The following is a 24,312-nucleotide window of genomic DNA, read 5'->3' as shown; positions in this document are numbered from 1 at the left end:
GGGAGGTGAGGGGGTTGGTGGTCAGGAGAGGCCGCCGTGGGAGGTGAGGAGCTGGCCGGTGACCCAGGCGCCGTCGGGGCCGCACAGGAAGGACACCAGATTGGCGCAGTCGCGTGGGGTGCCGAGGCGGCCGAGGGGGGTGCGGGTGCGGATGGTCGTCCGGAGGGGGCCGTCCATCCAGCCGGTGTCGGTGGGGCCGGGGTTGACGGCGTTGGCGGTGATGCCACGGGGGCCGAGTTCCGCCGCGGCGGCCACGACCAGGCGGTCGAGGGCGCCTTTGCTGGCGCCGTAGGGGACGTTGCCGACCACGGCGTCGCTGGTCAGGGCGACGATACGGCCGGTGCCGTGGGGGCCGGCGAACCGCAGGGCGAACTCGCGCATCAGCAGCCAGTTCGCGCGGGTGTTCACCGCGAAGTGCCGGTCGAAGCTGTCCAGAGAAGTGTCGAGGACACTGGAGTCGACGGATTCGCAGTGCGCCAGGACCAAGGCCGTCACGTTGCCCACAGCAGAAACCACGTGGTCGAACAACAAAGCCGGAGCCGAAGGATCGGCCAGGTCCGCTTCGACCGAGAAATCCCCCAGAGCAACAGGGTCCGGGCCCCACGGCATGCGGGCGTCGTAGGGCTGCCAGTGCGTGGATGCGACGAGCCAGCCGTCGGCGGAGAGGCGTTCGGCGATGGCCGCCCCGATGCCCGCGCGTCGGCCGACGCCGGTGACCAGGGCGACCGGGCGCTCACTCCTCAATGGCCCCGCCGACGGCGCGCAGGTGTTCGCGGAAGGTCAACGCGGGGTTGGCCTCGCGGGCGCGCAGGAACTCGGCGAAGCGCACCTGCTCGCGCAACGTCTTGCCACCGCGGATGAGCTCGGCCTGGCGGCGCTCGGTGTCGCGAATGGACTCCGCGAGGCGGAACACGTCGTCGGCCTCGGCGGCGGGCACGAAGACCACGCCGTCGTCGTCGCCGAAGACCAGGTCGTTCGTCGTCACCTCCCACTCGCCGACGCGGGCGGAGTCCAGCGCGTTCGCGGCGCGGTCGGTGAGCGTGAGCGGTCCGGTCGGCAGGGAGCCGAGGCTGAACACGGGCAGCCCGATCGCCCGCAGGTCGGCCGTGTCGCGGTGCAGGCCCCAGATGACGATGCCGGACGCGCCCGCTGTCGCGGCTTCGATCGCCACGAGGTCGCCGACGCAGCTCTCGTCGAGGCGCCCGCCGTTGTCCACCACCAGCACGTCGCCCTCCTCGGCGCTCATCAGCGCCTCCAGGAACACGTCGACGCTGCCCGCGTGCCGCGCCGGCAACACCCGCCCGGCCACCCGCCCACCGACGGAGGCCCGCGTCCCCGCCGGCGCGCACCGCACTTGCAGCCGCGCGCGGATGCAGCCGTCCGTGAGGTGCGCGGTGGTGAGCGTCTCGAAGCGGCGCCGCAGCTCGTCGTTCTTCATTTTCCTCAGGCCTTTCTCGCAGCGAGCTGGAAGACGTTACCGGACAGATCCCGCACCATGGCACGGAAATCGCCGTACGGGGTCTCGCGCGGCTCCTCCAGCGACCTGGCTCCCGCGGCCAGCGCCCGGGCGTACGTGCCGGCGACGTCGGCCACGTACACGTACAAGAACGCCGGGAACGCCTCCCGCTCCGCCGAAACGCCGGAGACCAGCACGAGCGCGTCGCCGAGCCGCACCTCCGCCGGCCCGGACGTGGGCGTGGTGGTGGCCGCGAAGACCGTGACCAGGAACTCCACCGCGGCGGCCGGATCCTCGACGATCATGCGCGGGATCACGGACGGCAAGCCGGGCGGAGGAGTCATCCCCCGAGCCAACCGCGTCAGCGACGCGTGCGCAACGAGTTTCAACGGTCCGCGCGCTTGCCCCTGGACAGCTCTGCGAACGCCCTGGCCCTGCCGCCGAATCGCGCAGCCGCCCCAGCCACGCCGCGACCACCCGGGCTAGGAACGGCTGGCGGCGGTGTTGCGGAAGATCTCCGAGCGCCGCAGCCAGAACTGCCAAGCACGCCCCCTGCCGACCCACCCGCGAGATCGCGCCGGTTCGGATTGTGCGATCGGCCCGGCCGATCCGACCGCACAATCCGGCAGTCGGCTCAAAGGCGATCTCGCCGCCCCGGCAGAGCCGGGGACCAAAAGACACAGCCCGAGCCAAAGACACAGAACCCGGCACGCGGGGCGCTATCCGATGAACTCGCGCCTCTCCGGCATCACCACGCCGATTCCGTCCTCACACAGCAGATTTGCCACCGCGAGGCCCGCCCGCCCCGCTCCGGCGACGACTGCCGCCGCCGTCTCGTGGCCAAGCTCGACCTCCCCGCCGCGCCCGCCCGAGAAAACCGTCAAACAAGCCGAAAAGGACTTAACGCAGCCCGGTGCTTTGATCCTTATATCCGATTTCATCGGTTTTTGGTTGAAGTCCTGGTGAATTCCCGGGCGGGAGGTGGTCTCGACCCCCTGTTTCTTCACGTTCCGCACGCATAATTCCCTCCCGGTAGTCCGAACGAGTGGCAGGAGTGTGCGCGTGCCGGGGTCTGTACGTGCCCGTTGGGTGGTGGGGGCCGCGGGTGTCGTGGTCGTCGCTGCTGCCGTGGGAATCGCCTTCGCGGTCTGGCCCGACGGGGCGTCCGCGCAGGATCCGGAGATCCAGATCTCCCGCTCCGCCTGTGGTCAGGGCTGGACCGACCCCAAGCCGGGTCCGCAAATCTTCAACCTTCACAACACCGGTGCCGTCACGTCGGAGGTCGATCTGATCGACCCGAAGACCGGGGTGATCTACGGCGAGGTCGAGGGACTCGGCACGGGGACGACCCGGCCGATGTCGGTGACGCTCGGTAACGGATCGTACGCCTTCCGGTGCCTTCCGGAGGACTCCTCCGCGATCGTGGGCCCGACGACGACCGTCAGTGGCGGCGCCGAGCGCGGCCCGGGTGTCGCGGCGGTGACGCAGAACGACCTCCTGCAGCCGCTGAAGGTCTACGAGGCCAAGGTGACCCAGGGCCTCGACACGCTGGTCACCGACGTCGGCGCGCTCAAGGACGCCGTGCACCGCGGCGACCGCGGCGCGAGCGAGTCCACCTGGCTCACCGCGCACCTGACCTACGAGCGCCTCGGCGCCGCGTACGACGCGTTCGGCGACTCCGACGGCGCCATCAACGGCACGACCGCCGGTCTGCCCGGCGGCACCTCCGACCCGGACTTCACCGGCTTCCACCGCCTCGAATACGGCCTCTGGCACAACGAGGACATGGGCTCGCTCGGCGGCGTCGTCGACAAGCTCGCCACGGACGTACAGGACTTGCGCACGGCCTTCCCGCAGAGCCAGGTGGACCCCAACGACCTCGGCCTGCGCGCCCACGAGATCGTGGAGAACGCCCTGCAGTTCGAGCTCACCGCCAAGACCGACTACGGCAGCGGCACCAACCTCGCCACCGCGCGGGCGAACCTCGACGGCGTGCAGACCGTGCTCGACGTCCTGAGCCCGGTGCTCGCCCCGCGCTACCCGCAGCTGTCCGATGTGGACAGCTGGATGAAGCGCACCGAAACCACCCTCGACGGCGCCCGCAAGCCCGACGGTTCGTGGACGCCCGTCTCGGCGCTCACCGCACCGCAACGCCAGAAGATCAACGCCGACGTCAGCGAGCTCACCGAGCGGCTCGCCCCGATCGCGGCCATCGCCGAACCCAGGAGGGTTTCGTGACCGCCAAGCCCGCCAAGCCCGCCCAGCCAGGGGAGTCCTCCCGCCGGACGTTCCTGCGCCGCACCGTCGTCGGCGCGGGCCTGACCGCCGCCGCGGGCGTGGGGGTCGGCTCGGTCGCCGCGAGCGCCGCCGACACCGGCTCCGGTTCCGTCTCGTTCCACGGCGACCGCCAGGCCGCGATCGTGCGCCGGCCGCCCGCGCAGAGCGTGGTGGCCTCGTTCGACGTCGTCGCCGACAACAAGGCCGAGCTGGCGGACCTGTTCAAGCAGATCACCGAGCGGGCGCGCTTCCTCACCGCCGGCGGCGCCCCCGCGGCGCTCGGCATCACCGCGCCGCCCGCCGATTCCGGCGTGCTCGGCCCGGTCGTGCCGGCGGGCAACCTCGGCGTGGTGCTCGGCGTGGGCTCGTCGCTGTTCGACGAGCGCTACGGCCTCGCGGCGCTCAAGCCGAAGAAGCTCAAGCCGATGACGATGTTCCCCAACGACGACCTCGACGCCGCCCAGTGCCACGGCGACCTGTCGCTCACACTTTCGGCCGACAACACCGACACCGTGCTCCACGCGCTGCGCGACATCACCCGCGCCACCCGCGGCGGCATGCAGCTGCGCTGGAAGATCAACGGCTTCTCCTCGCAGCCGCGGCCTTCGGGCACCCCGCGCAACCTCATGGGCTTCAAGGACGGCATCGCGAACCCGACCGAGGCCGAGTACGACAAGCTGGTCTGGCTCGGCGACGGCAGCGGCGAGCCGGCGTGGACCAAGGGCGGCACCTACCAGGTCGTGCGGCTGATCCGGATGCTCGTCGAGTTCTGGGATCGCGTGTCGCTGACCGAGCAGGAGAACATGTTCGGCCGCCGCCGCGACACCGGCGCGCCGCTCGACGGCGCCGACGAGCAGGACGTGCCGAAGTACGCCGACGACCCCGTCGGCACCGTCATCCCGCTCACGAGCCACATCCGCATGGCGAACCCCCGGAAGCCGGAGACGGATTCCAGCCGGATCCTGCGCCGCGCGGTCAACTACGACCGCGGCGTGGACACCAACGGCAACCTGGACATGGGCCTGATCTTCACCTGCTACCAGCAGGACCTCGAGCGTCAGTTCGAGGCGGTCCAGAAGCGGCTCGTCGACGAGCCGCTGGTCGATTACATCTCCCCGTTCGGCGGCGGGTACTTCCTGGCGCTGCCCGGGGTGACCGGTCCCGACGACCACTACGGCCGGGCGTTGCTCGCCTGACCGTTCTCCCGAAAGTGCAATTCCCACCACAAGGTCACCGAGATCAGGAGGATTCCCCAGTGGACAAAGGAATCGGCAGACGGCGTCGCCGTTCACGCCGGCTGATCGGCGCGGGCGCGCTCGCATCGGCCGCCGCGCTGGCGATCGTCACCGGCTCCGCGGCGTCGTCCGCAGACGCCCAGGCGCTCCACACGCTGCCGGCGTCGTGGCTGCCGACGCTCACCCCGATCAAGCACGTCGTGGTGATCTTCGGCGAGAACATCTCGTTCGACCACTACTTCGGCACCTACCCCAACGCGACCAACCAGGACGGCACGCCGTTCAAGGCCGCGCGCAACACCCCGAAGGTCAACGGCCTCGACAAGAAGCTGCTGAACAACAACCCCAACGCCTACGACCCGAAGCGCCTTTCCCCCGACCAGGCGCTGACCTGCGACCAGAACCACGCTTACGGTGCTGAGCAGGCCGCGTTCAACGGCGGCAAGATGGACAAGTTCGTCGAGAAGACCGAGACCGACAAGTGCACGGGGCAGCCGATCCTCTTCGGCGAGCCGGGCCTGGTCATGGACTACTACGACGGCAACACCGTCACGGGCCTGTGGAACTACGCTCAGAACTACGCGATGAGCGACAACTCCTACAACACGAACTTCGGCCCGTCGACCCCCGGTGCGCTCAACCTGATCTCCGGCCAGACCGGCGGGGCGCAGGCGCTCACCTCGGTGACGCACCAGCCGACGACCGACGCGTACGCCGTCGTTTCCCCCGACAAGAAGGGGATCGGCACGGTCATCAACGACCCGGACCCGGCGTACGACGACTGCTCGGACAAGAACCACACCGCCACCGAGAACCTCGCCTCGATGCAGGGCAAGAACATCGGTGACATGCTGAACCAGCGTCACGTGACCTGGGGCTGGTTCCAGGGTGGTTTCAAGCCGACCGGCACCCAGAACGGGTTCGCGGTCTGCGGTGCGCAGCACAACAACGTGGGCGGCATCCCCGTGGTGGACTACAGCCCCCACCACAACCCGTTCGCGTACTACAAGTCGACGGCGAACCCGAAGCACCTGCCGCCGTCCTCGGTGCAGGCCATCGGTCAGACCGACCAGGCCAACCACCAGTACGACATCAGCGACTTCGACGCTTCGCTGAAGGCCGGCTCGATGCCCGCCGTGAGCTACCTCAAGGCCCCGGCCTACGAGGACGCCCACGCGGCCAACTCCGACCCGCTGGACGAGCAGCAGTTCGTCGCCACCGAGATCAACAAGATCCAGCAGTCGCCGGAGTGGAAGTCCACCGCGATCGTTCTCGCCTACGACGACTCGGACGGCTGGTACGACCACCAGAAGTCCACGATCATCAACGGGTCGCAGGACGCCGCGAACGACTCTTCGGTCTGCACCGGCACCAAGACCAAGCTGGGCACGACCGCGGACCGCTGTGGTTACGGCCCGCGCCTGCCGATGCTGGTCATCTCGCCCTACAGCAAGGTGAACTTCGTCGACCACACCCGCACGGACCAGACCTCGGTTCTCCAGTTCATCGAGGACAACTGGTTCACCGGCCGGGTCGGCGGTTCGTCGTTCGACTCCCGCGCCGGCGGGCTGTGGAACATGTTCAACTTCTGGTACCCGCAGGCGGGCAAGCTGCCGCTGGACCCGAAGACGGGCGCGGTCGTCAAGAACGGCCACCACTGAACACCGCGTAGGACCGAACACCAGTAGTACCCCAGTTCCGAAGGCCACCGGGTTCCCGAACCCGGTGGCCTTCGGCCGTTTCCGGGTCCCGCCCTGGTGTGGCCGACGCGACGGCGGTCGCAGTGGCGCGATAAGTAACCAACTGGTTGGATAATGAACGGAGGTGGTCACCGTGACCGGACCGTTCGTCTTCATCGCCACCAACAGCGTGGTCCCCGGCAGGTTCGACGCCGAGAAGAGCCGCGCGCCCGGCTGGGCCCGGTTCGTCGACGGCCATGAGCCGCGGCTGATCGCGTTCCACGAGTACGCGAGCGCCGACGGCACCGAGGTCGAGTTCGTGCAGATCCACCCGGACACCGACTCGTTCGAGCACCACCTGCGCGTGCTCTCCGAGCACGCCGACCCGGAGTTCCGCGAGAACCTCACGGCCACCACGAGCATCCGCGTCCACGGCACGCCGACCGAGGCGATCCTGACGATGCTGCGGGACCTGGCCGGCGCGGGCGTGCCGATCACCTTCTTCCCGCACCACCTGGGCGGCTTCACGCGCCGCTGAGCGCATTTTCGCGGCGATTTTCCCGCGGGCGGCCACAGTTCGGAAATGCCTCTTGCGCTCGGGCAGTGCGCACTGGTCCAATCCCCGCCATGGCCACGTGGACCGAAACGCCGCGACTGCGGCTGCGCCGGTTCACGCCCGCCGACGGCGGCGCACTCGCCGATCTCCACGGTGATCCCGAGGTGATGCGCTTCGTCGACGACGGCCGTCCGGTGTCGCGTGAAGTCGTCGAGGGCACGACACTTCCGGGTTTCCTCGCGGAATACCGGGATCTGCCCGCGGGGTTCGGGTGTTTCGCCGCCGTGAATTCGGGGACGGACCAATTCGCCGGGTGGTTCTCGCTGCGGCCGGCCACGAGCCGCGGTCTCGAAGGCGGCGGTACCGAAGTCGGATACCGCCTGCTGCCCGCCGTGTGGGGGCGCGGGTTCGCGACGGAAGGGCTGCAAGCGGTGCTGGGCAAGGCATTCGCGGAACTCGGGGCCGAGCGGGTCGTCGCGACGACGATGACGGTCAACACCCGTTCCCGGCGGGTGCTCGAGAAGGCGGGCCTCGGGCTCGTGCGAACGTTCTTCCTCGAGTGGCCGGAATACCTGGAAGGCGCGGAACACGGCGATGTCGAGTACGCGCTGTCCAGAGAGGAATGGGTGTCCAGCACCGCGCGACATTAGTCGACACGATAGGGTTCCCCCAGGCACGTCCTGTAGAAGGTGAAGGAACGACGAACCATGGCGCAGAAGGTTCACGTCGAGATGGTGGACGACATCGACGGCAGCATTGCCGATCAGACCGTCCCCTTCAGCCTCGACGGTGTGAGTTACGAGATCGATCTGTCCGAAGACAACGCCGCCGCGCTTCGTGATGAGCTGGCCCGCTACGTCACCGCGTCCCGCCGCGTCGGGGGCCGCAAGGTGCGCATGGCCGCCGGGCAGGCGCCGCGGGCGACGTCGTCCGCCGCCGATCGGGAGCGCAACCGCCTCATGCGGGAGTGGGCCGAGGCCAACGGCTTCAAGGTGTCCGACCGGGGCCGACTCCCCGCGGAGATCGTGAAGGCCTACGAAGAGCGTGAAGAAGAGATCGACGAGGTCGACGAGGCTCCCGTCAAGCCGGCCCGCAAGCGTGCGCCGCGCAAGAAGGCCAACGCCTGAGCCGAGCTTCCGGAAAAGGGGTCCGTCACCGCCGTGACGGACCCCTTTCGGCGTTCACGGGGAAGTTCCGCCCAGCACGGCGAAATCACCGGCCGGTGTAGCAGGGATGACACGCGCGGACCGTGGTGATGGCCACACGACGACGGCGCCGCGCGCGGGGTAGGGTAGCCAAGCCTAAATGTCCTGTGAGTGAAGGTAACCGACTGTGGCCGAGAGAGCCCGCCCGAGAACACTCTCGCTGACGGCGGGGCTCGTGGTGCTCCTGGTGGCGCTCGTGCTCGCCGCCGTGCTGAGCATCGCCGTCGGATCACGCGGATTGTCGTTCGGCACCGTCCTCGACTCCTTGTTCCACTACAACGCTTCGAATCCCGATCACCTCGTGGTGCACGAGCTGCGCCTGCCGCGCACGCTCGTGGGTGTGCTCGCGGGTGTCGCACTGGGACTGTCCGGTGCCGTGATCCAAGGCGCCACCCGGAATCCGCTCGCAGACCCGGGCCTGCTGGGCGTGAACGCGGGCGCCGCGCTGTTCGTGGTGCTGGGCATCAGCACGCTCGGTATCACCACCGTCACCGGATACGTCTGGTTCGGTTTCGCCGGTGCGGCCGCCGCCGCGGTGGTCGTCTACGGGATCAGCGCGCTCGGCCGGGTCGGTGCCACGCCGGTGAAACTGGCGCTCGCCGGCGCGGCGGTGACGGCGGCGCTGCAGTCGGTGACGAGCGGCCTGCTGCTCACCGACACGACCACGTTCGACCAGTTCCGCTTCTGGCAGGTGGGCTCGCTGACCGGGCGCGACGCGTCGACGATCACGCAGGCCGTGCCGTTCATCGTAGTCGGCGTGGTGCTCGCACTGGTCGCGGCGCGGATGCTCAACGCGCTGGCGCTGGGCGAGGACGTCGCCCGTGCGCTCGGGCAGAACGTCGCCGTGGCGCGGGCGATCTGCGCGCTCGCCGTGGTCGTCCTCTGTGGATCGGCGACGGCCATCGCCGGCCCGATCGCCTTCGTCGGGCTGACCGTGCCGCACGTCGCGCGCCTGATCACCGGGCCCGACCACCGCTGGCTCCTGCCGTACTCCGCTTTGCTGGCGCCGTTGCTGCTGCTCGTGGCTGACGTGATCGGCCGCGTGATCGCGCGCCCGGCCGAGGTGCAGGTGGGCATCGTGACCGCCGTGATCGGCGCGCCCGTGTTCATCGTCCTGGTGCGGCGCCGGAAGCTGGTGAAGGTGTGAAGCCGCCGCTGGAGCTGGCGGACGCGCTGAAGGCGGTCTCGGCTGCCCGCCGCCAGGGCTCGGCGCGGGTGTGGCTCGTGTCGATCGTGCTCTTCGTGCTGCTGGTCTTGGTTTTCGCGCTGTCGCTGGCCGTCGGTGACTTCAACGTCCCCTTGGGACAGCTGCCCGGCATCCTCTTCGGCGACGGCACGGGCGGCGGCGCCTACGTGGTCACCCAGCTGCGGCTCCCGCGCGCCGTCGCGGCGGTGCTCGTCGGCGTCGCGTTCGGACTCGGCGGTGCGCTTTTCCAGCGCCTGCTGCGCAATCCGCTCGCGAGCCCCGACGTGATCGGCGTGACGCAGGGAGCCAGCGCCGCCGCGGTGATCTGCCTGGTCCTGTTCGGCGTGTCCGGTCCGGTGCTCTCGGCCGCCGCGTTCGTCGGTGCGCTGCTCACCGGCGTGATCATCTACGTGCTTTCGCGCCGCGGCGGCGTCAACGGCTACCGCCTCGTGCTCATCGGCGTCGGGGTCGGTGCGGTGCTCGCCAGCATCGTGTCGTACCTGATGACCTGGGCCGACGTGACGCTGGCGCAGCAGGCCCTGGTGTGGCTCACCGGCAACCTCAACGGCGCGAGCTGGGACAAGGTGGTGCCACTCGCGATCGCGCTGGCGGTGCTCGGCCCGGCCGCCGTGCTGCTGAGCCGCGCGCTCACCGGGCTGCAGCTGGGCGACGACACCGCGGCCGGGCTCGGCCTGCGCGTGGAACGCATGCGCCTGCTGCTGCTCCTCGTCGCCACCGCGCTCGCCGCATTCGCCACGGCGGCGGCCGGGCCGGTGAGTTTCGTGGCGTTCGTGGCGAACCCCGTGGCGACGCGGCTCGTGGGCGGCGCTCGCGTCGGCCTCGTCGCGCCTGCCCTCACCGGCGCGCTCGTGACGTTGCTCGGCGACTTCGTCGCGCAGCACCTGCTCGGCACGCAGCTGCCGGTGGGTGTCGTGACCGGGGCCGTCGGCGCGCCGTACCTGCTGTACCTCCTCGCCACGGCGAACCGGGCCGGCCGAGTCTGAGAGAGAAGGCGCGTGAAACCGACGACACCCACCCTGCACACCGAAGGTCTCGAGCTCGGCTACGGGCCCGTGACCGTGGTGAAGGACCTCTCGGTGCGCATCCCCGAGGGCAAGGTCACCATGATCGTGGGGACCAACGCGTGCGGTAAGTCGACGCTGCTGCGCGGCCTGGCTCGCCTGCTCGCCCCCTCGGCCGGCGCGGTGTACCTCGACGGCGAGCGCATTTCTTCGTTGCGCAGCAAGGACGTCGCCCGGGTGCTCGGCCTGCTGCCGCAGTCGCCGACGGCGCCGGAGGGCATCACGGTCGCCGACCTCGTCGGCCGCGGCCGCTACCCGCACCAGGGCGTGTTCCGCCGCTGGAACGACGAGGACGACGACGCCGTGGCGCGCGCGATGCTGGCCACCGACACCGTGGAGCTGGCCGGCCGGCCCGTCGACGAGCTGTCGGGCGGGCAGCGCCAGCGCGTGTGGATCGCGATGGCGCTCGCCCAGCGCACTCCGTTGCTGCTGCTCGACGAGCCCACGACGTTCCTCGACATCAGCCACCAGGTCGAGGTGCTCGACCTGCTCGCGGACCTCAACCACAACGACGGCACCACCGTCGTGATCGTGCTGCACGACCTCAACCTCGCGGCCCGCTACGGCGATCACCTCATCGCCATGAAAAACGGGTCGATCGCCGCCGAGGGCGCGCCCGGCGAAATCCTCACCGCCGAGCTCGTCGAGGACGTGTTCGGCATGCCCTGCCGGATCATCGCCGATCCCGTGTCCGGCACCCCCATGGTCGTCCCGATCGGCCGCCACCGCGCCGCCGCTCCCACCACACAGCCCTAGGAAGGAACACCCCACGATGGCCAGATGGACCAAGGTCGTCGGCGTCCTCGCCGCCGCCACACTCCTGGGCGCGTGCAGCCAGCCCGCCAACACGACCACCTCGGGCGTGGGGGACAAGGACGTCGCCACCGGCGGCCGCCTGTTCTCCACCGCCGACACCGAGACCGCCAAGCTGAAGGCCGACGTCGGCCCCGGCGTCTTCCCGCGCACGGTCACCCACGCCCTGGGCCAGACGAAGATCGAGAAGGCGCCCACCCGCGTGGTCGTGCTCGACAGCGGTGAGCTCGACGACGTGCTGGCGCTGGGCGTCACGCCCGTCGGCATGGCCACCACCGCCGGCCAGACCGGGGTGCCCAGCTACCTCGCCGACCGTGCCAAGGGCATCCCGACGATCGGCAACACCGACAACCTCAACCTCGAGAAGATCGCTTCGCTGCAGCCGGACCTGATCCTGGGCAGCAAGCTGCGCGCCAACGACATGTACCCGCAGCTGTCGAAGATCGCGCCGACGGTGTTCAGCATCCGCCCGGGTTTCCCGTGGAAGGAGAACCTGCTGCTGGTCGGCGCGGCGCTGGGCCAGGAGAACAAGGCCGTGGCGGCGCTGAACGCGTACCAGAAGAAGGCCGACGAGGTGAAGGCCGGGATCAAGGGCAACCCCAAGATCTCGTTGCTGCGCTTCCACTCCACGGGCATCCGGATCTACGGCGACCTGTCGTTCATCGGCGTGATCTTCAAGGACGTGGGCCTGCAGCGGCCGGACAACCAGCACATCAACGAGCTGGCCAAGCAGATCTCGCGTGAGCGCATCGACGAGGCCAACGGCGACTGGATCTTCTACTCCAGCTACGGCGCGGGCCCGAACGCCGACGAGAAGGCCGTGACGGGCAGCGGGCTGTGGGCCGGCCTGAGCGCGGTGAAGTCGCAGCACGCCATCCGCGTCTCCGACGAGGTGTGGTTCCTCGGCCTCGGCCCGATCGGCGCCGACCACGTGCTCGACGACTTGAAGAAGTACCTCGGCTGACGCGTTTCGCACTGACACCGAGCGGGCCTCCCCGGGCGATCCCGGGGAGGCCCGCTCGGTGGTGGCCTCAGGCGCGGTAGATCGTCTTGAACTGCTGGTAGTTGCCCAGCGCCTCCGGGCCCAGCTCGCGGCCGATGCCGCTGGCCTTCACGCCGCCGAACGGCGCGACGGGGTCGGGCAGGTAGGTGTTGACGCCGATCGTCCCCGTCTCGACGCGCCGGGCCACGGCCATGCCGCGTTCGGCGTCGGTGGTCCACACGGTGCCGCCGAGCCCGAAGTCGGAGTCGTTGGCGATGGCCACGGCGTCGGCTTCGTCGGCGTAAGGGATCACCGACAGCACGGGCCCGAAGATCTCTTCGCGCGAGATCGTGGCGGAGTTGTCCACGTCGGCGAAGATCGTCGGCTCCACGAACCAGCCGACGTCCCGGCCGTTCGGCCGGCCGCCGCCGGTGGTCACGCGGCCGCCTTCGGCCTTGCCCTTCGCGATGTAGCCCTCCACGCGGGTGCGGTGCGCGGAGCTGGCCATCGGGCCGATCGTGGTGGCCTCGTCGAGCGAATCGCCGACCACGGCACCGGAAGCCATGTCCGTGAGCACGTCCACGACCTCGGTGTAGCGGCTGCGCGGCGCGAGCACGCGGGTGCCGAGGAAACAGGTCTGGCCGTTGTTCATCATCGTGGCCACGAACAGGCCTTCGACGCTCCCGGCGACGTCCGCGTCGTCGAGGATGATCGCCGCCGACTTGCCGCCCAGCTCCAGCGTGACCGGGCGCAGCAGCTCCGCGCAGGCCGACGCGATCGCGCGGCCCGCCACCGTCGAGCCGGTGAACGTGACCTTGTCGACGCCGGGGTGCTTCACCAGGTACGCGCCGAGCTCGCGGCCACCCGGCACGATGCTCACGACCCCCGGCGGCAGGCCCAGGCCCGCGAGGACCTCGGCGAGCAGGAAGGCGTCGAGCACCGTCTCCGGCGAGGGCTTGACGACGACCGAGCAGCCGGCCGCCAGCGCCGGCGCAAGCTTGAAGAACAGCAGCGTCTGCGGGAAGTTCCACGGCACGATCGCCGCGACGACCCCGACCGGTTCGCGGCGGACGACGACGTTGCCGCCGAAGGCGCCCTGACGGATCTCCTCGACGGGCTGCTCGCGGACGATCCCGCCGTACATCTGCAGGAGCCCGGCCGGGTAGCCGGTCTCCGCCTGCATCGCGGGGCTCGCGATCGGCATGCCGTTCTGGGCGCTCACCAGCTGCGCGAACTCCGAGCTGCGCTCCGCCATCACCGCGGCGAAGCGGTCGAGGACGTCGGCGCGTTTCGCCGGCTCCCAGTGGGCCCAGCCCTGCGGGTCGCGCAGCGCCGCCCGAGCGGCGGCCACGGCCTTGTCGACGTCCGCGGGTCCCGCTTCCGGAACCTGCCCGATGGCTTCCTCCGTGCTCGCCGACAACACGGTGATGGTGGCGTCGGTGGATGGTGCGGTCCATTCGCCGCCGATGAACAGCGCGTCGTGTACGTGCTTCACCTGCAAAACTCCTCGGCCACTTGGGCGCCGCCGGAGTTGCGGCGCGAACACAGGGTGGACCGAAGCTCTACACAAGAGTTGTCGCAGCGCGCCAGACTTGTTGTTCCTCGGCGTATGCTGGCTCGACTGCACCCAGAACGACCTGGGAGATGCCGATGGGGCGAAGCCTTCAGGCCGACGCGTGGAGCCACGAGCTCGCGGGGGCGTTCGCCGGGTTGCACGCCGAACGGCACGACGGCCTGCTCCCGCTCGGCACCCTCGACGCGATGCAGCTGGGCGACGTCGGGGTCTACGACGTGCGCGGCACCACGCAGATCGTGCGCCGCACCGCCCGCGGCGTGCGCGCGGACCACGTGGAGCGGCTGAAGATCTGCCTGATCGAGCGGGGCGGTGCGCTCGTGGAGCAGGGCCGGCGGCGGGTGTCGCTGGAGGTCGGTGACTTCGCCCTCTACGACTTGCGGCGGCCGTACCAGCTGACGATGCGCGGGGCGTTCCGCTGCGCGGTGATGACGTTCCCGCGCGCCGCGCTCGGCCTGCCCGACTCCGCGCTCGAAGCGATGATGGAGCGCCGGTTCATCACCGGCAGCGGCGTGGGCCAGGTCTTCGCCTCTTGCCTGCGCAGCACGCTCGACCAGCGCGAGAAGCTGTCCGACGGCTCGCCGGTGCGCCTGCGCGAAGCCGCCGTGGCGCTGCTCGCGGCCACGCTCGGCAGCGGCGCCGACCTGCCGGCGGGCCACGCGAACCTGGCGCTGCGCGAGCGCGTGCTCGACCACGTCCGCGTGCACCTGGCCGACCCGCACCTGTCGCCGGCGACGGCGGCCGCCGCGCTGCACATGTCGCCGCGCTCGCTGCACCGCCTGTTCGAGGACTCCGGCGAAACGTTCGGCGGCACCGTCCGCAAGCTGCGGCTCGAGGCCGTGCGGCGTGATCTCACCGACCCGCTGCTGGCGGGGCGCAGCATCGCAGCCGTGGCGGCGCGCTGGGGGATCACCGACCAGCCGTGGCTTTCGCGGGCGTTCCGGGCGGAGTACGGGGTGACGCCTTCGGGGCTGCGGCGGAGGATGACCGGGTCTTAGCGCTCAGGGGCCGGGTCGTCTCAGAGGCCCAGTCGCGCGTCGAGGTCGATCTTGCCGCCCACGGCGTCGAGGATCGCGCGCAGAGCGGTCTTCTCCTGGAGCGGGCGGCCGTGCTGGTCGGCGTGGGCGCGCATGAGGTTGCCGACGTGGCGCTCGGGGTTGCTCCAGTTCGGCCAGCGGCGGCGGGCGATCGTGGCCAGCTCGTCGAAGTCGGGGGTTTCCGGGGTGGTCGCGTCGAGCAGCCAGTTGAGGTACGTGCGCAGCACGGCGACCGGGAAGCTGCCGGGGTGGCTGAGCGCGCCGTGGCCGGGCACGAACGTGCGGACGGTCGGGAAAGTCTTGTCCAGCCAGTAAAGCGCGTCGAGCCAGCCGGGGATCGAGCCGTGGATCGCCATCGGCGTGGAGCCGACCGACAGCAGGTCGCCGGTGAACAGCGTGCCGGTCTTCGGTTCGAACACCACCAGGTCGCCGTCGGTGTGCGCGACGCCGGGGAACGGCACGACCTCCACGACCACCCCGCCGAGGTCGACCTCGCGCGGCGTGGTGACGGCGTGCACGGCCTCGGGTTTCGGAGCTTCGAGCGTGCCCCAGTTCTTGCAGTCGAACGTGTCCTCGTACCGCTGCGGCCCCGCCCGCACCGCGGACACGGCCGACTCGGCGGCGAGGATGCGCCCGCCGTTGCGCAACGCCACGCCGGCGCCGTTGTGGTGCGCGCCGTGGGCGTGGGTGAGCACGAGCGTGAGCGGCATTTCGACGGTCGAGTACTTGCGGACGTCCTTGACCAGGTCGAGCGTGTCCCGCTCAGTGCCGCACGTGTCGACCAGCAGCACGCCCGACCGGCCGCGGATCCAGCCGCAGTTGGACACGAGCCAGTCGGTCGGGCTGCGGACGTAGGCGACCACGCTCGGGTCGGAGTACCTGAGCGGCACGATGTTTCGCCTGATGGCGGGCATGGGGTCCCCCTCGTGGGCTGCGCCGCCGTGATCCCGGACCACCGCATGGTAGTGGATCACTGACCTTCGAATGGTATAGACCAAGCGGGCGTATGTCAGCAGGCTGCGAGCCCACCGTGTGCTACGTCGCACAGCCCAGGCCGATACCTCCCTACGCCGACCGGCAGACCATACCTCCGGTTCGGCATTCCCTCAGTTCGGCGACTTGTGGTGACGGTGTGGTCACTTCTCGTGAAACGTCGCCCGAGTCGGGTGAGCCGGGGAAGATTTACGTCGTCCGATTTCCGGCGGAAGCCAGGGCGGGCCGGTCCGACGTCGTGGTCGAGGGCCGGAAGTCCGCGCGGTAGCGGCTGGGCGCGACCCCGACGTGGCGGGTGAAGTGCTGCCGGAACGACACCGGTGACCCGAACCCGCAACAGCCGGCGATCTCGGCGACGGGCAGGTCGGAGCTCTCCAGCAGCTGCTGCGCCCGGGCGATGCGCTGGTCCAGCAGCCAGCGCACGGGCGTGGTGCCCGTCTCGGCCACGAACCGGCGCGCGAAGGTGCGCTCGGACATCGACGCCCAGCCCGCCAGCTCGGCGACCGTCAGCGGCCGCCGCAGTTCCCGCAACGCGCGTTCCCGCACGGCGGCCAGCGGTTCCTCGTCGCGGGGCGGAGTCGGGACCGTGATGAACTGCGCTTGCCCACCCGAGCGGAACGGCGCCGTGACCATGGTCCGCGCGATTCCCGCCGCGACGTCCGCGCCCTGCGTGAGCCGCACGAGGTGCAGGCACAGGTCGATCCCGGCGGCGACGCCCGCCGACGTCCACACGCCGTCTCCGCCCGCGTACAGCACACCGGGGTCGACCTGGGCCGACGGATGCCGCCGCGCGAGCTCGCTCGTGAACCGCCAGTGCGTGGCGGCCGGTCGCCCGTCCAGCAGCCCGGCCGCGCCCAGCACGAACGCGCCCAGGCACAGGCCCGCGACCTGCGCGCCCGCCCGATGGGCCGCCCGCAACGCGGCGAGCAGCTCGGGTGCGGGCTTCGCATCGACGTTCGCCAGGCCCGGCACCACGACGACGTCCGCCGTGCGCACCCAGGCGAACGTCCGTTCCGGGGTGATGGTGGCGCCGCCCGTCAGCCGCACGGGGTCCTTCGTGGCCGCGCACTTGCGCAGCTCGGCTTCCGGCCCGCTGCGCGCGCCCCACACCTCGTCGACCACGGCCGTGTCGAACAGCCGAGCCCCGTCGAACAGCACCAGCGCGATCTTCTGCACGGCTCCACAGTAGCTGGCAGGATCTCATCGATGAACGACTTTACTGCCACTCACCGATCGCCGGTCCGTCGAGGCAGGATGGCGGCATGACCACTTTCTCGCTGCGCCACCTGGGCGGACCCACGTCGCTGATCACCTACGGCGGGGTGCGGTTCCTGACCGACCCGACGTTCGACCAGCCGGGGGAGTACCCGATCGGCAACCGGGTGCTCGTGAAGACAACCGGGCCCGTGGCGAGCCCGGCCGAGGTCGGCGCGGTGGACGCCGTGCTGCTCTCGCACGACCAGCACTCGGACAACCTCGACCACGGCGGCCGCGCGTACCTCGAGACGGCGCCGCTCGTTCTCACCACGACGTCCGGCGCCGGGCGTCTCGGCGGCACCGCCCAGGCGCTGCCGAACTGGGAACACGTCGAGGTCGGCGGTGTGCGCGTGACCGGGATGCCCGCGCTGCACGGGCCGGAAGGCTCCGAGCCCAAGGTCGGCGAGGTCACCGGCTTCCTGCTGTCCGCCGAAGGTCTGCCGTCGGTCTACGTCAGTGGCGACAACGCGTCGCTGGCGCTGGTGCGCGAGATCGCCGCCCGCGTCGGGCCGGTGCCGATCGCCGTGCTGTTCGCGGGCGGGGCCCGCACGCCGCTCATCGACGACTTCCTCACGCTCCCGAGCGCGGCCGCCGCCGAAGCCGCGGAGATCCTGGGGTCCGCCGACGTGGTGCCGCTGCACTTCCAGGGCTGGGGGCACTTCACCCAGGGCGCCGACACGCTGGCGGAGGCGTTCGCCGGCAAGGCGACGAAGCTGCACCTGCTCCAGCCGGGCGAGGAAGCCGCGGTCAGCTGAGGCCGCGCGCGAGTGCGACCGCGCCCAGCGCCACGGCCTTCGCACCGCCCCGGGCCAGCCGCACCTCGACGGGAGAACCCGACAGCAGGGGGTGCTCGGTGAGCGCCTCCTGCATCGGTTTCTCCAGCAGTGCCCACGAGTTCGTCACGGAACCGCCGACCACCGCCGTCGCGATGCCGAGCAGGCCGCACGCGTGCGTGATCGCCTCGCCGAGGAAACGCCCGGCGTCGGTGAACACCGTCAGCGCGGCCTCGTCGCCGGCGAACGCGGCGGCCGCGACGGCCTCGGCGGGCAGGGAAACGCCCGTCGCCTCGGTGTAGCGGCGGGCCAGGGACCGGCCCGACGCGTAGGCCTCCAGGTGCCCGGTCTGCCCGCAGGTGCACGGCGCCGGCCCGTAGGTGCCGACGTGGCCGATCTCGCCCGCGCCGGTGCCGCCGCCGTGCAGCAGGGTGCCGTCCACGTACAACGCGCCGCCGACACCCGTGCCCAGCGCGACGCCGAGTACGTGCCGATCCGTTGTGGACAGTTCGCCGAGGAGGAACGCGTTCACGTCGTTCTCGGTCGTCACCGGCACGCCGCCGAGCCGCGAGGACAGCCCCGCGTTGACGGCCGTGCCCGCCCAGCCGGTGAACGAGTCGCCGGTGACCACGATCGTCCCGGTCTCCGGCTCCACCACGCCGGCCGCACCGACGCCGACCCCGGCCAGCCGGCCCGGCGCGAGCGACAACACCAGCGCGGCCGCGCGGTCCAGGATCGCGGCACCTCCCAGGTGCGCACCCGAATCCGCCGACGCCGATGCCACCTCCCGGCCGTCGGAGTCGCACACGACCACGAGTGTTTTCGAACCGCCGATGTCGACCCCGGCCCACACTTGGCTCACGCCGCGGGATCCACGTCCGCCAGCCCGGCCCGTCGGCTGCGCTGCACCGCGGGGTCCGGCACGGGTGAGGACAGCAGCAACGCCTGCGTGTACGCGTGCGACGGCTCGCGCAGCACGCGCGCGGCCGGCCCCTGCTCCACCAGCTCGCCCCCGCGCAGCACGGCGACGCGGTCGCACAGGCTGTCGACCACCGCCAGGTCGTGGCTCACGAACAGGCAGCCGAACCCGAACTCCTCGTGCAGCCGCTTGAACACGTCCAGCACCACGGCCTGCACGGACACGTCGAGCGCGCTCGTCGGTTCGTCCGCGATCAGCAGCTTCGGCCCCAGCACCAAAGCCCGCGCGAGGCTCACGCGCTGGCGCTGCCCGCCCGACAGCTCGTGGCCGTAGCGGTCCATCAGCGACTCCGGCAGCTCCACGGCGTCGAGCAGCTCGCGCACGCGCCGCCGCCGCTCGGACCGGCCGGCGGAGGTGTGCATGACCAGCGGCTCGGCCACGGTCTGGCCCACGGTCATCCGCGGGTCCAGCGAAGACGCCGGATCCTGGAACACCGCGCCGATCTGCCGCCGCACCGCCCGCGCCGACCGCCCGGTCCCGCGTGGCAACGGCCCGCCGAGCACGTCGACCCGGCCCGATTTGGGCGTGACCAGGCCCAGCGCGCAGTTGCCCAGCGTCGTCTTGCCCGAGCCCGACTCCCCGACCAGCCCCACGATCTCGCCCGGCCCGACGCTCAGCGACACCGAGTCCACGGCGCGCTTGCCGCCGTACTCCACCACGACGTCCGTCAACGCCAGCACCGGCTTCTCCGGCGCCGCCGCCGCGCCGGCGTGCTCGCCCGCGCCCAGCCGCGGCACGGCGGCGAGCAGCTCACGCGTATACGCGGCCTGCGGGGAGGAGAACAGCTCAGCCGTCCGAGCTTCCTCCACCAGCCGGCCGGACCGCAGCACGAGGACGCGGTCGGCAACGTCCGCCACCACACCCATGTTGTGCGTGATCAGCAGCGTCGCCGTGCCCTCGGTCTCCCGGATGTCCCTCAGCAGGTCCAGGATCTGCTGCTGAACGGTCACGTCCAGCGCCGTCGTCGGCTCGTCCGCGATGATCAGCTTCGGCCGGGCGGCCAGCGCGATCGCGATCATGACGCGCTGGCCCAACCCACCGGAAAGCTCGTGCGGGTACTGCTTCAGCCGCGCCTCCGGCTCCGGCACCCCTACGCGGTTAAGCAGCTCCACGCACCGCGGGTGGTAGTGCTTGTGCCGCCGCTGCTTCGGGTCGTGGTTGCGGATCGCCTCCGCGAGCTGGAACCCGATGCGCAGCAACGGGTTCAGCGCCGTCATCGGCTCCTGGAACACCATCCCCGCGCCCTGCCCGCGCAGCTTCCGCAACTGTTCGCCCTGCAGTTCCAGCACGTTCTGCCCGGCCAGCTCGATCGCCCCGGTCACCGAAGCCGACTCGGGCAGCAGCCCCAGCACCGCGAGCGCGGCCGTGCTCTTGCCGGAGCCCGACTCGCCGACCACCGCCACGATCTCACCCGGCTCGACCGTCAGCGACAGCCCGTCGACGGCCGGGTCACCGTCCCCATAGGACACCCGCAGGTCACGGATGTCGAGTACCGGCTCGCTCATCGCCGTCCCTTCACCGCGAACGCGTCGCGCAGTCCGTCGCCCAGGAAGTTGATCGCGCACACCACGAGCACGATCGCGATGCCCGGCGGCAGGATCAGCCACCACGAGCCGTCGAACGTGTAGGTGATGCCCTTCGACAGCATCGCGCCCCAATCGGTGCCCGGCGCGGGCACGCCGAGGCCGAGGAAGCTCACGTAGGCCACGAGCAGGATGGCGTCGGCGATCTGGAACGTCGCGTTCACCACCACCGTGCCGATGGCGTTGGGGATCACGTGCCGGAACACCACCCGCGTGCGGCTCGCGCCGAGCACCGTGATCGCACGGATGTAGTCGCGTTCGCGCAGGCTCACCGTCTCCGCGCGCATCAGCCGTGCGGGCACCAGCCACGACACGCAGCCGATGATCAGCGCCAGCACCCCGACGCTCGGGGTGACCAGCGTGGCCGCCACCAGCAGCAGGAACAACGCGGGGATCGCGACGCCGGTGTCGACCACGCGCATCAGCACCGTGTCGAGCCAGCCGCCGGTGTAGCCGGCGAGCGCGCCCCACACCGCGCCGATCGCGGTGGCGATGAGCCCGGCCAGCACGCCGATGATCAGCGACGTCCGCCCGGCGACCATCAGCCGGCCGAGCACGTCGTAGCCGAGGTCGTCGGTGCCCAGCGGATGCCCGCTGCCGGGCCCGAGCCGCGCCGCCGCGAGGTCGGTGTGCGACTGGTCCGTGCCGTAGAACAGCGGGCCGAAGAAGCAGAACAGGATCACCAGCAGGAGCAGGATGGCGCCGACGAGCGCCGTGCGCCGCGCGAACACTCGCGAAAGGACGGTCACGACCGCACCCCCTTCACCCGCACGCGCGGATCGATCACGAGCTGCACGACGTCCGCGAGCAGCGAGCCGATCACGGTCGCCACGGCGATCACCAGCACCACCCCGAGCAGCACGGGGAAGTCGGCGTTGCGCGCGGCCGTCCAGAACAGCAGGCCGACGCCCGGGTAGTTGAACATCGACTCCACCACCAGCGAACCGCTGAACACCACGGGCACGTAGTAGCCGAGCATCGAGACCACCGACGTCAGCGAGTTGGGCCAGACGTGCCGCCAGATGATCGTGCGCTCCGGCGTGCCCTTCGCGCGGGCGGTGCGCACGTAGTCCTCGGCGAGGTTGTCCAGAGTGGACGCTCGCATGTACCGGCTGAACGCGGCCAGCGCCGCCCCCATGCCCGCGACCACCGGCAGCACCAGCGAGCCGGGTTGCGAGAGCAGCTCACCGATCGTCTCGCCCTGCGCGGCCTGCGCCGGGAACCACGGCAGGACCTGCGCGAACACGATGATCAGCACGAGCGACAGGAAGAACACCGGCGTCGCGTAGAGCAGGAACGTCACCCCGGTGGTCACGTGGTCCGCCGCCTTGCCGCGCCGCACCGCCTGCCACACACCCACCGGCAGCGCGACCACGATCGCGAGCAACGTCGAGATCGCGGTGAGCAGCAGCGTCTTCGGCACGCGCTCTCCGAGCAGCGTCGACACGGGGGAGTTCTGCGTGTACGAGTCGCCGAGGTCGCCGTGCAGCAGCCGCACCAGGTAGTCCCAGTACTGCACGGGCAACGGCTGGTCGAAGCCCTGGGCCTTGTTGAACGCGTCGATCTGCTCCTGCGTGGCCTGCACACCGAGCACGCCGCGCGCCGGACCACCGGGCAGCAGGTGCAGCAGCACGAACGTGACCACGGTGACCAGCAGCACCACGACCACGGCCAGCACGAGCCGCTTGAGGAGGTAGCGGGTCATGTCCTCACCTCGTCCAGTACCAGCGCTGCGGCTGCAGCCCGGCGAGCGGATCCTGGTTCACCCCGCGCAGCGCGGTGTCGATCGCCGACACCTGGTACGGCGGGTTGGGCAGCCAGAGCACGGGCAGCTGCTCGGCCAGGTAGGCGCTGTAGTCGAGCATCGGCTGATCGCCCGTGGCCAGGTTGGTCGCGGTGATCAGGTCGTCGGCGTGCCGGTCGGCGTAGCTGCCGAAGTTCGTGCCCGCGTCGGTGGCGAACAGGTCCTCACCGCTGGGGTTGGCGGGGAAGTACCAGCTGCCCTGCGTGCCGAAGTACGACAGCTGCCACGAGCACGACGCCTCTACCGGCTTGCACGCGGTTCCGTTGGCCAGCACGGTGTTCAGCGGCTGCGCGTTGATCTTCATCTCCACGCCGATCTTCGACAGCTCCGAGCGCAGCTCCTGCATCGTCCCGTCGGTCTCGTCGGAGCCCGACTCGGTCAGCATGGTGAGCGACAGCCGGGTGCCGGCTTTGACGCCGTCGCCGCACTGGCCGGGTCCGCTGCCGGGTGCCGCGCACTCGAGAACGTCGTCGGAGCCGGGTTTCCAGCCGTGGTCGGTGAGCAGCTTCCGCGCGGCGGCGAGATCGAACGGGTACGGGTTGGTCTTCTGCCGCGCCGACAGGTACTTGACGTCGTTGTCCTGCGGCACGGGGCCGTAGTCCACGCGGGCCGTGCCGCGCCAGATCACCTTCGTGATGCTGTCCTGGTCCACGGCGTGCTGCAGCGCCTGGCGCACGTACAGCTGCTTGAACGCCGCGCCGAGCTGCGGGTTGTTGAAGTTGAACGGCGAGTACGTGATCGACCAGCCGTTCCACGGTTCGATCCGGTAGCCCTGCGCCTCCAGTTTCGGGCGCTGGCCGAGGTTCGACGTCGGCACGTAGCCGTAGTCGACGCCGCCGGCACGCAGCACGTTGTACTCCGCCGAGGAGCTGGTGAAGGTCAGGAACTGCACGGTGTCGAGCTTCGCCGCGTCCGGGCCGGTGTACTTCGGGTTCTTGTTCAGCGTCACCTGGCCCGAAGCGGTGAACCCGGCGAGCGTGAACGGCCCGTTCACGACCTTCCACAGTGGATTCGTCGAGTACGTGCCGAGCTGCTTCGCCTGCGCCACCAGGAAGTCGAACACCTTCTTGGCCCCGGCGGGGTCGCGGTCGAAGTCGCCGACCGGGCCGGACGCGCTCGTGCGGTCCCACGCCTTCTGCGGCATCGGCACGACCAGGCTCAGCTGGTTGGCCGTGAACCAGTCGGCGTTGTACGGCTTGTCGAGGGTCAGCGTGAACGTGTGGTCGTCGACCGCGTGGAAGGCCTTGATGTTGTCGGGCATCAGGCCTTCGGAGTACTTGCCCCAGTTGTCCTTGCCGGCGCGCACCAGGTTGAGCCAGAACTCGAAGTCGCGGCTGGTCAGGGGGTTGCCGTCCGACCAGGTGAGCGGCTTGAGCGTGATGGTCACGGTCTTGCCGTCGGCGGAGTAGCTCGGTGCGTTGGCGGCGCTGGAGGGATCGTCGAGCGTGACCGAGCCCGAGCTGCCGTCGTAGTTGTAGAGCGGGGTGTACAGCTCGTTCCGGATCGCGCCGTTGTAGCTCGCGCCGTAGCCGGGGATCGAGATCGGCAGGATCCAGTTCGGGGTCGCCGACGGGGGCAGCGCGAACCGTGCGCTGCCGCCGGTCACCGGCTTGCCCGTGCCGCCGCCGTGCTGCTCGCGGCTCGTCGCGCAGCCGGAGAGCGCCAGCGCGGCGGCGAGCGTGACCCCGAGCGCGGCGCGCCACCGGTGTCGAGCCATCCACATCACTTCCAACATCCTTGGTGTAAGTCGATGTCCAGGGACTGGGCGTGTTCTTGGTTGCCGTGTAATGTCGCACGCGTGTTGGAAATTGCCAAGAGGTGATTTCGGGGGCAAGTTTCCGA

The 24,312-nt window shown here is 70.6% G+C and carries 24 protein-coding genes; 12 read left to right on the top strand and 12 right to left on the bottom strand.

Annotated elements, in window-relative coordinates; all coding sequences use genetic code 11:
* Positions 1-21: 21 nt before the first annotated feature.
* The 4 genes from ACQPXB_RS39630 to ACQPXB_RS39615 form a co-directional block, all read right to left on the bottom strand.
* Entirely contained in the window at positions 22-744 is a 723-nt protein-coding gene (locus tag ACQPXB_RS39630) for an SDR family oxidoreductase (protein WP_432846869.1), read from the bottom strand.
* Positions 734-1,438 (bottom strand): RraA family protein, encoded by a 705-nt coding sequence (locus ACQPXB_RS39625; RefSeq protein ID WP_432846867.1) that lies wholly within the window; start codon positions 1,436-1,438, stop codon positions 734-736. The genes ACQPXB_RS39630 and ACQPXB_RS39625 overlap by 11 nt, the downstream gene beginning before the upstream one ends.
* A 5-nt stretch (positions 1,439-1,443) precedes the next feature.
* On the bottom strand, positions 1,444-1,800 hold the full coding sequence (locus ACQPXB_RS39620) for a VOC family protein (RefSeq protein WP_432846866.1): 357 nt from the start codon (positions 1,798-1,800) through the stop codon (positions 1,444-1,446).
* A 375-nt stretch (positions 1,801-2,175) separates the two neighbouring features.
* The gene (locus tag ACQPXB_RS39615) at positions 2,176-2,472 is read right to left on the bottom strand and encodes a hypothetical protein (protein WP_432846864.1); all 297 of its coding nucleotides are present in this window, start codon (positions 2,470-2,472) and stop codon (positions 2,176-2,178) included.
* 46 nt (positions 2,473-2,518) lie between these two features.
* Here ACQPXB_RS39615 and ACQPXB_RS39610 point away from each other — a divergent pair, with 46 nt between their 5' ends.
* From ACQPXB_RS39610 to ACQPXB_RS39565, 10 genes are all read left to right on the top strand, one after another.
* Complete coding sequence (locus ACQPXB_RS39610; RefSeq protein WP_432846862.1) at positions 2,519-3,694, top strand: EfeM/EfeO family lipoprotein; 1,176 nt, start codon at positions 2,519-2,521, stop codon at positions 3,692-3,694.
* Complete coding sequence (locus tag ACQPXB_RS39605; RefSeq protein ID WP_432846860.1) at positions 3,691-4,929, top strand: Dyp-type peroxidase; 1,239 nt, start codon at positions 3,691-3,693, stop codon at positions 4,927-4,929. The genes ACQPXB_RS39610 and ACQPXB_RS39605 overlap by 4 nt, the downstream gene beginning before the upstream one ends.
* 59 nt (positions 4,930-4,988) lie before the next feature.
* Complete coding sequence (locus ACQPXB_RS39600; RefSeq protein WP_432846858.1) at positions 4,989-6,629, top strand: phospholipase C; 1,641 nt, start codon at positions 4,989-4,991, stop codon at positions 6,627-6,629.
* A 172-nt stretch (positions 6,630-6,801) separates the two neighbouring features.
* On the top strand, positions 6,802-7,185 hold the full coding sequence (locus tag ACQPXB_RS39595; RefSeq protein WP_386947094.1) for a hypothetical protein: 384 nt from the start codon (positions 6,802-6,804) through the stop codon (positions 7,183-7,185).
* Positions 7,186-7,274: 89 nt separating this feature from the next.
* Entirely contained in the window at positions 7,275-7,853 is a 579-nt protein-coding gene (locus ACQPXB_RS39590; protein WP_432846856.1) for a GNAT family N-acetyltransferase, read from the top strand.
* 57 nt (positions 7,854-7,910) lie between these two features.
* Positions 7,911-8,330 carry a histone-like nucleoid-structuring protein Lsr2 gene (locus tag ACQPXB_RS39585; RefSeq protein WP_432846854.1) on the top strand — a complete coding sequence of 140 codons (420 nt, stop codon included), beginning with the start codon at positions 7,911-7,913 and terminating at the stop codon, positions 8,328-8,330.
* A 205-nt stretch (positions 8,331-8,535) separates the two neighbouring features.
* A complete protein-coding gene (locus ACQPXB_RS39580; RefSeq protein ID WP_432846852.1) occupies positions 8,536-9,555 on the top strand; it encodes a FecCD family ABC transporter permease in 1,020 nt (339 codons plus the stop codon).
* The gene (locus ACQPXB_RS39575) at positions 9,552-10,598 is read left to right on the top strand and encodes a FecCD family ABC transporter permease (RefSeq protein ID WP_386947098.1); all 1,047 of its coding nucleotides are present in this window, start codon (positions 9,552-9,554) and stop codon (positions 10,596-10,598) included. Before ACQPXB_RS39580 ends, ACQPXB_RS39575 begins: the two co-directional genes overlap by 4 nt.
* Before the next feature lie 12 nt (positions 10,599-10,610).
* Positions 10,611-11,432, top strand: a complete 822-nt coding sequence (locus tag ACQPXB_RS39570) for an ABC transporter ATP-binding protein (RefSeq protein WP_386947100.1) — start codon at positions 10,611-10,613, stop codon at positions 11,430-11,432.
* Positions 11,433-11,448: 16 nt separating this feature from the next.
* Positions 11,449-12,453 carry an ABC transporter substrate-binding protein gene (locus ACQPXB_RS39565; RefSeq protein ID WP_432846850.1) on the top strand — a complete coding sequence of 335 codons (1,005 nt, stop codon included), beginning with the start codon at positions 11,449-11,451 and terminating at the stop codon, positions 12,451-12,453.
* 67 nt (positions 12,454-12,520) lie between these two features.
* On the opposite strand, the gene ACQPXB_RS39560 is transcribed toward ACQPXB_RS39565, so the two are convergent.
* The gene (locus tag ACQPXB_RS39560) at positions 12,521-13,966 is read right to left on the bottom strand and encodes an aldehyde dehydrogenase (protein WP_432846848.1); all 1,446 of its coding nucleotides are present in this window, start codon (positions 13,964-13,966) and stop codon (positions 12,521-12,523) included.
* Positions 13,967-14,121: 155 nt separating this feature from the next.
* On the opposite strand from ACQPXB_RS39560, the gene ACQPXB_RS39555 reads away from it, so the two are divergent.
* Positions 14,122-15,042 carry a helix-turn-helix domain-containing protein gene (locus ACQPXB_RS39555; RefSeq protein ID WP_432846846.1) on the top strand — a complete coding sequence of 307 codons (921 nt, stop codon included), beginning with the start codon at positions 14,122-14,124 and terminating at the stop codon, positions 15,040-15,042.
* A gap of 20 nt (positions 15,043-15,062) precedes the next feature.
* Here the strand turns inward: ACQPXB_RS39555 and ACQPXB_RS39550 are convergent, their stop codons facing one another.
* Together ACQPXB_RS39550 and ACQPXB_RS39545 are read right to left on the bottom strand one after the other, a co-directional pair.
* The gene (locus ACQPXB_RS39550) at positions 15,063-15,995 is read right to left on the bottom strand and encodes an MBL fold metallo-hydrolase (protein ID WP_366583048.1); all 933 of its coding nucleotides are present in this window, start codon (positions 15,993-15,995) and stop codon (positions 15,063-15,065) included.
* A gap of 268 nt (positions 15,996-16,263) precedes the next feature.
* Complete coding sequence (locus tag ACQPXB_RS39545) at positions 16,264-17,250, bottom strand: GlxA family transcriptional regulator (RefSeq protein WP_432846844.1); 987 nt, start codon at positions 17,248-17,250, stop codon at positions 16,264-16,266.
* Positions 17,251-17,336: 86 nt separating this feature from the next.
* Between ACQPXB_RS39545 and ACQPXB_RS39540 the strand changes: the two genes are divergently transcribed.
* Positions 17,337-18,086 carry an MBL fold metallo-hydrolase gene (locus tag ACQPXB_RS39540; protein WP_432846842.1) on the top strand — a complete coding sequence of 250 codons (750 nt, stop codon included), beginning with the start codon at positions 17,337-17,339 and terminating at the stop codon, positions 18,084-18,086.
* Here ACQPXB_RS39540 and ACQPXB_RS39535 read toward each other — a convergent pair.
* From ACQPXB_RS39535 to ACQPXB_RS39515, 5 genes are read right to left on the bottom strand one after another with little or no spacing between them, the layout of a single operon-like run.
* Positions 18,079-18,966, bottom strand: a complete 888-nt coding sequence (locus tag ACQPXB_RS39535; protein ID WP_432846840.1) for an ROK family protein — start codon at positions 18,964-18,966, stop codon at positions 18,079-18,081. The two genes, ACQPXB_RS39540 and ACQPXB_RS39535, sit on opposite strands and share 8 nt — an antisense overlap.
* Positions 18,963-20,588, bottom strand: coding sequence for a dipeptide ABC transporter ATP-binding protein (locus ACQPXB_RS39530; RefSeq protein WP_432846838.1), 1,626 nt, complete (start codon positions 20,586-20,588; stop codon positions 18,963-18,965). The genes ACQPXB_RS39535 and ACQPXB_RS39530 overlap by 4 nt, the downstream gene beginning before the upstream one ends.
* Positions 20,585-21,415, bottom strand: coding sequence for an ABC transporter permease (locus tag ACQPXB_RS39525; protein ID WP_366583053.1), 831 nt, complete (start codon positions 21,413-21,415; stop codon positions 20,585-20,587). Before ACQPXB_RS39525 ends, ACQPXB_RS39530 begins: the two co-directional genes overlap by 4 nt.
* A complete protein-coding gene (locus ACQPXB_RS39520; RefSeq protein ID WP_432846836.1) occupies positions 21,412-22,371 on the bottom strand; it encodes an ABC transporter permease in 960 nt (319 codons plus the stop codon). The genes ACQPXB_RS39525 and ACQPXB_RS39520 overlap by 4 nt, the downstream gene beginning before the upstream one ends.
* Before the next feature lie 4 nt (positions 22,372-22,375).
* Positions 22,376-24,187 carry a peptide ABC transporter substrate-binding protein gene (locus ACQPXB_RS39515; RefSeq protein ID WP_432846835.1) on the bottom strand — a complete coding sequence of 604 codons (1,812 nt, stop codon included), beginning with the start codon at positions 24,185-24,187 and terminating at the stop codon, positions 22,376-22,378.
* Positions 24,188-24,312 lie beyond the last annotated feature (125 nt).

Source organism: Amycolatopsis sp. CA-161197, from assembly GCF_050942255.1.
Lineage (GTDB): Bacteria > Actinomycetota > Actinomycetes > Mycobacteriales > Pseudonocardiaceae > Amycolatopsis.
Note: the sequence above shows the minus strand (reverse complement) of the source record. Positions and strands in the feature narration are given on the sequence as shown.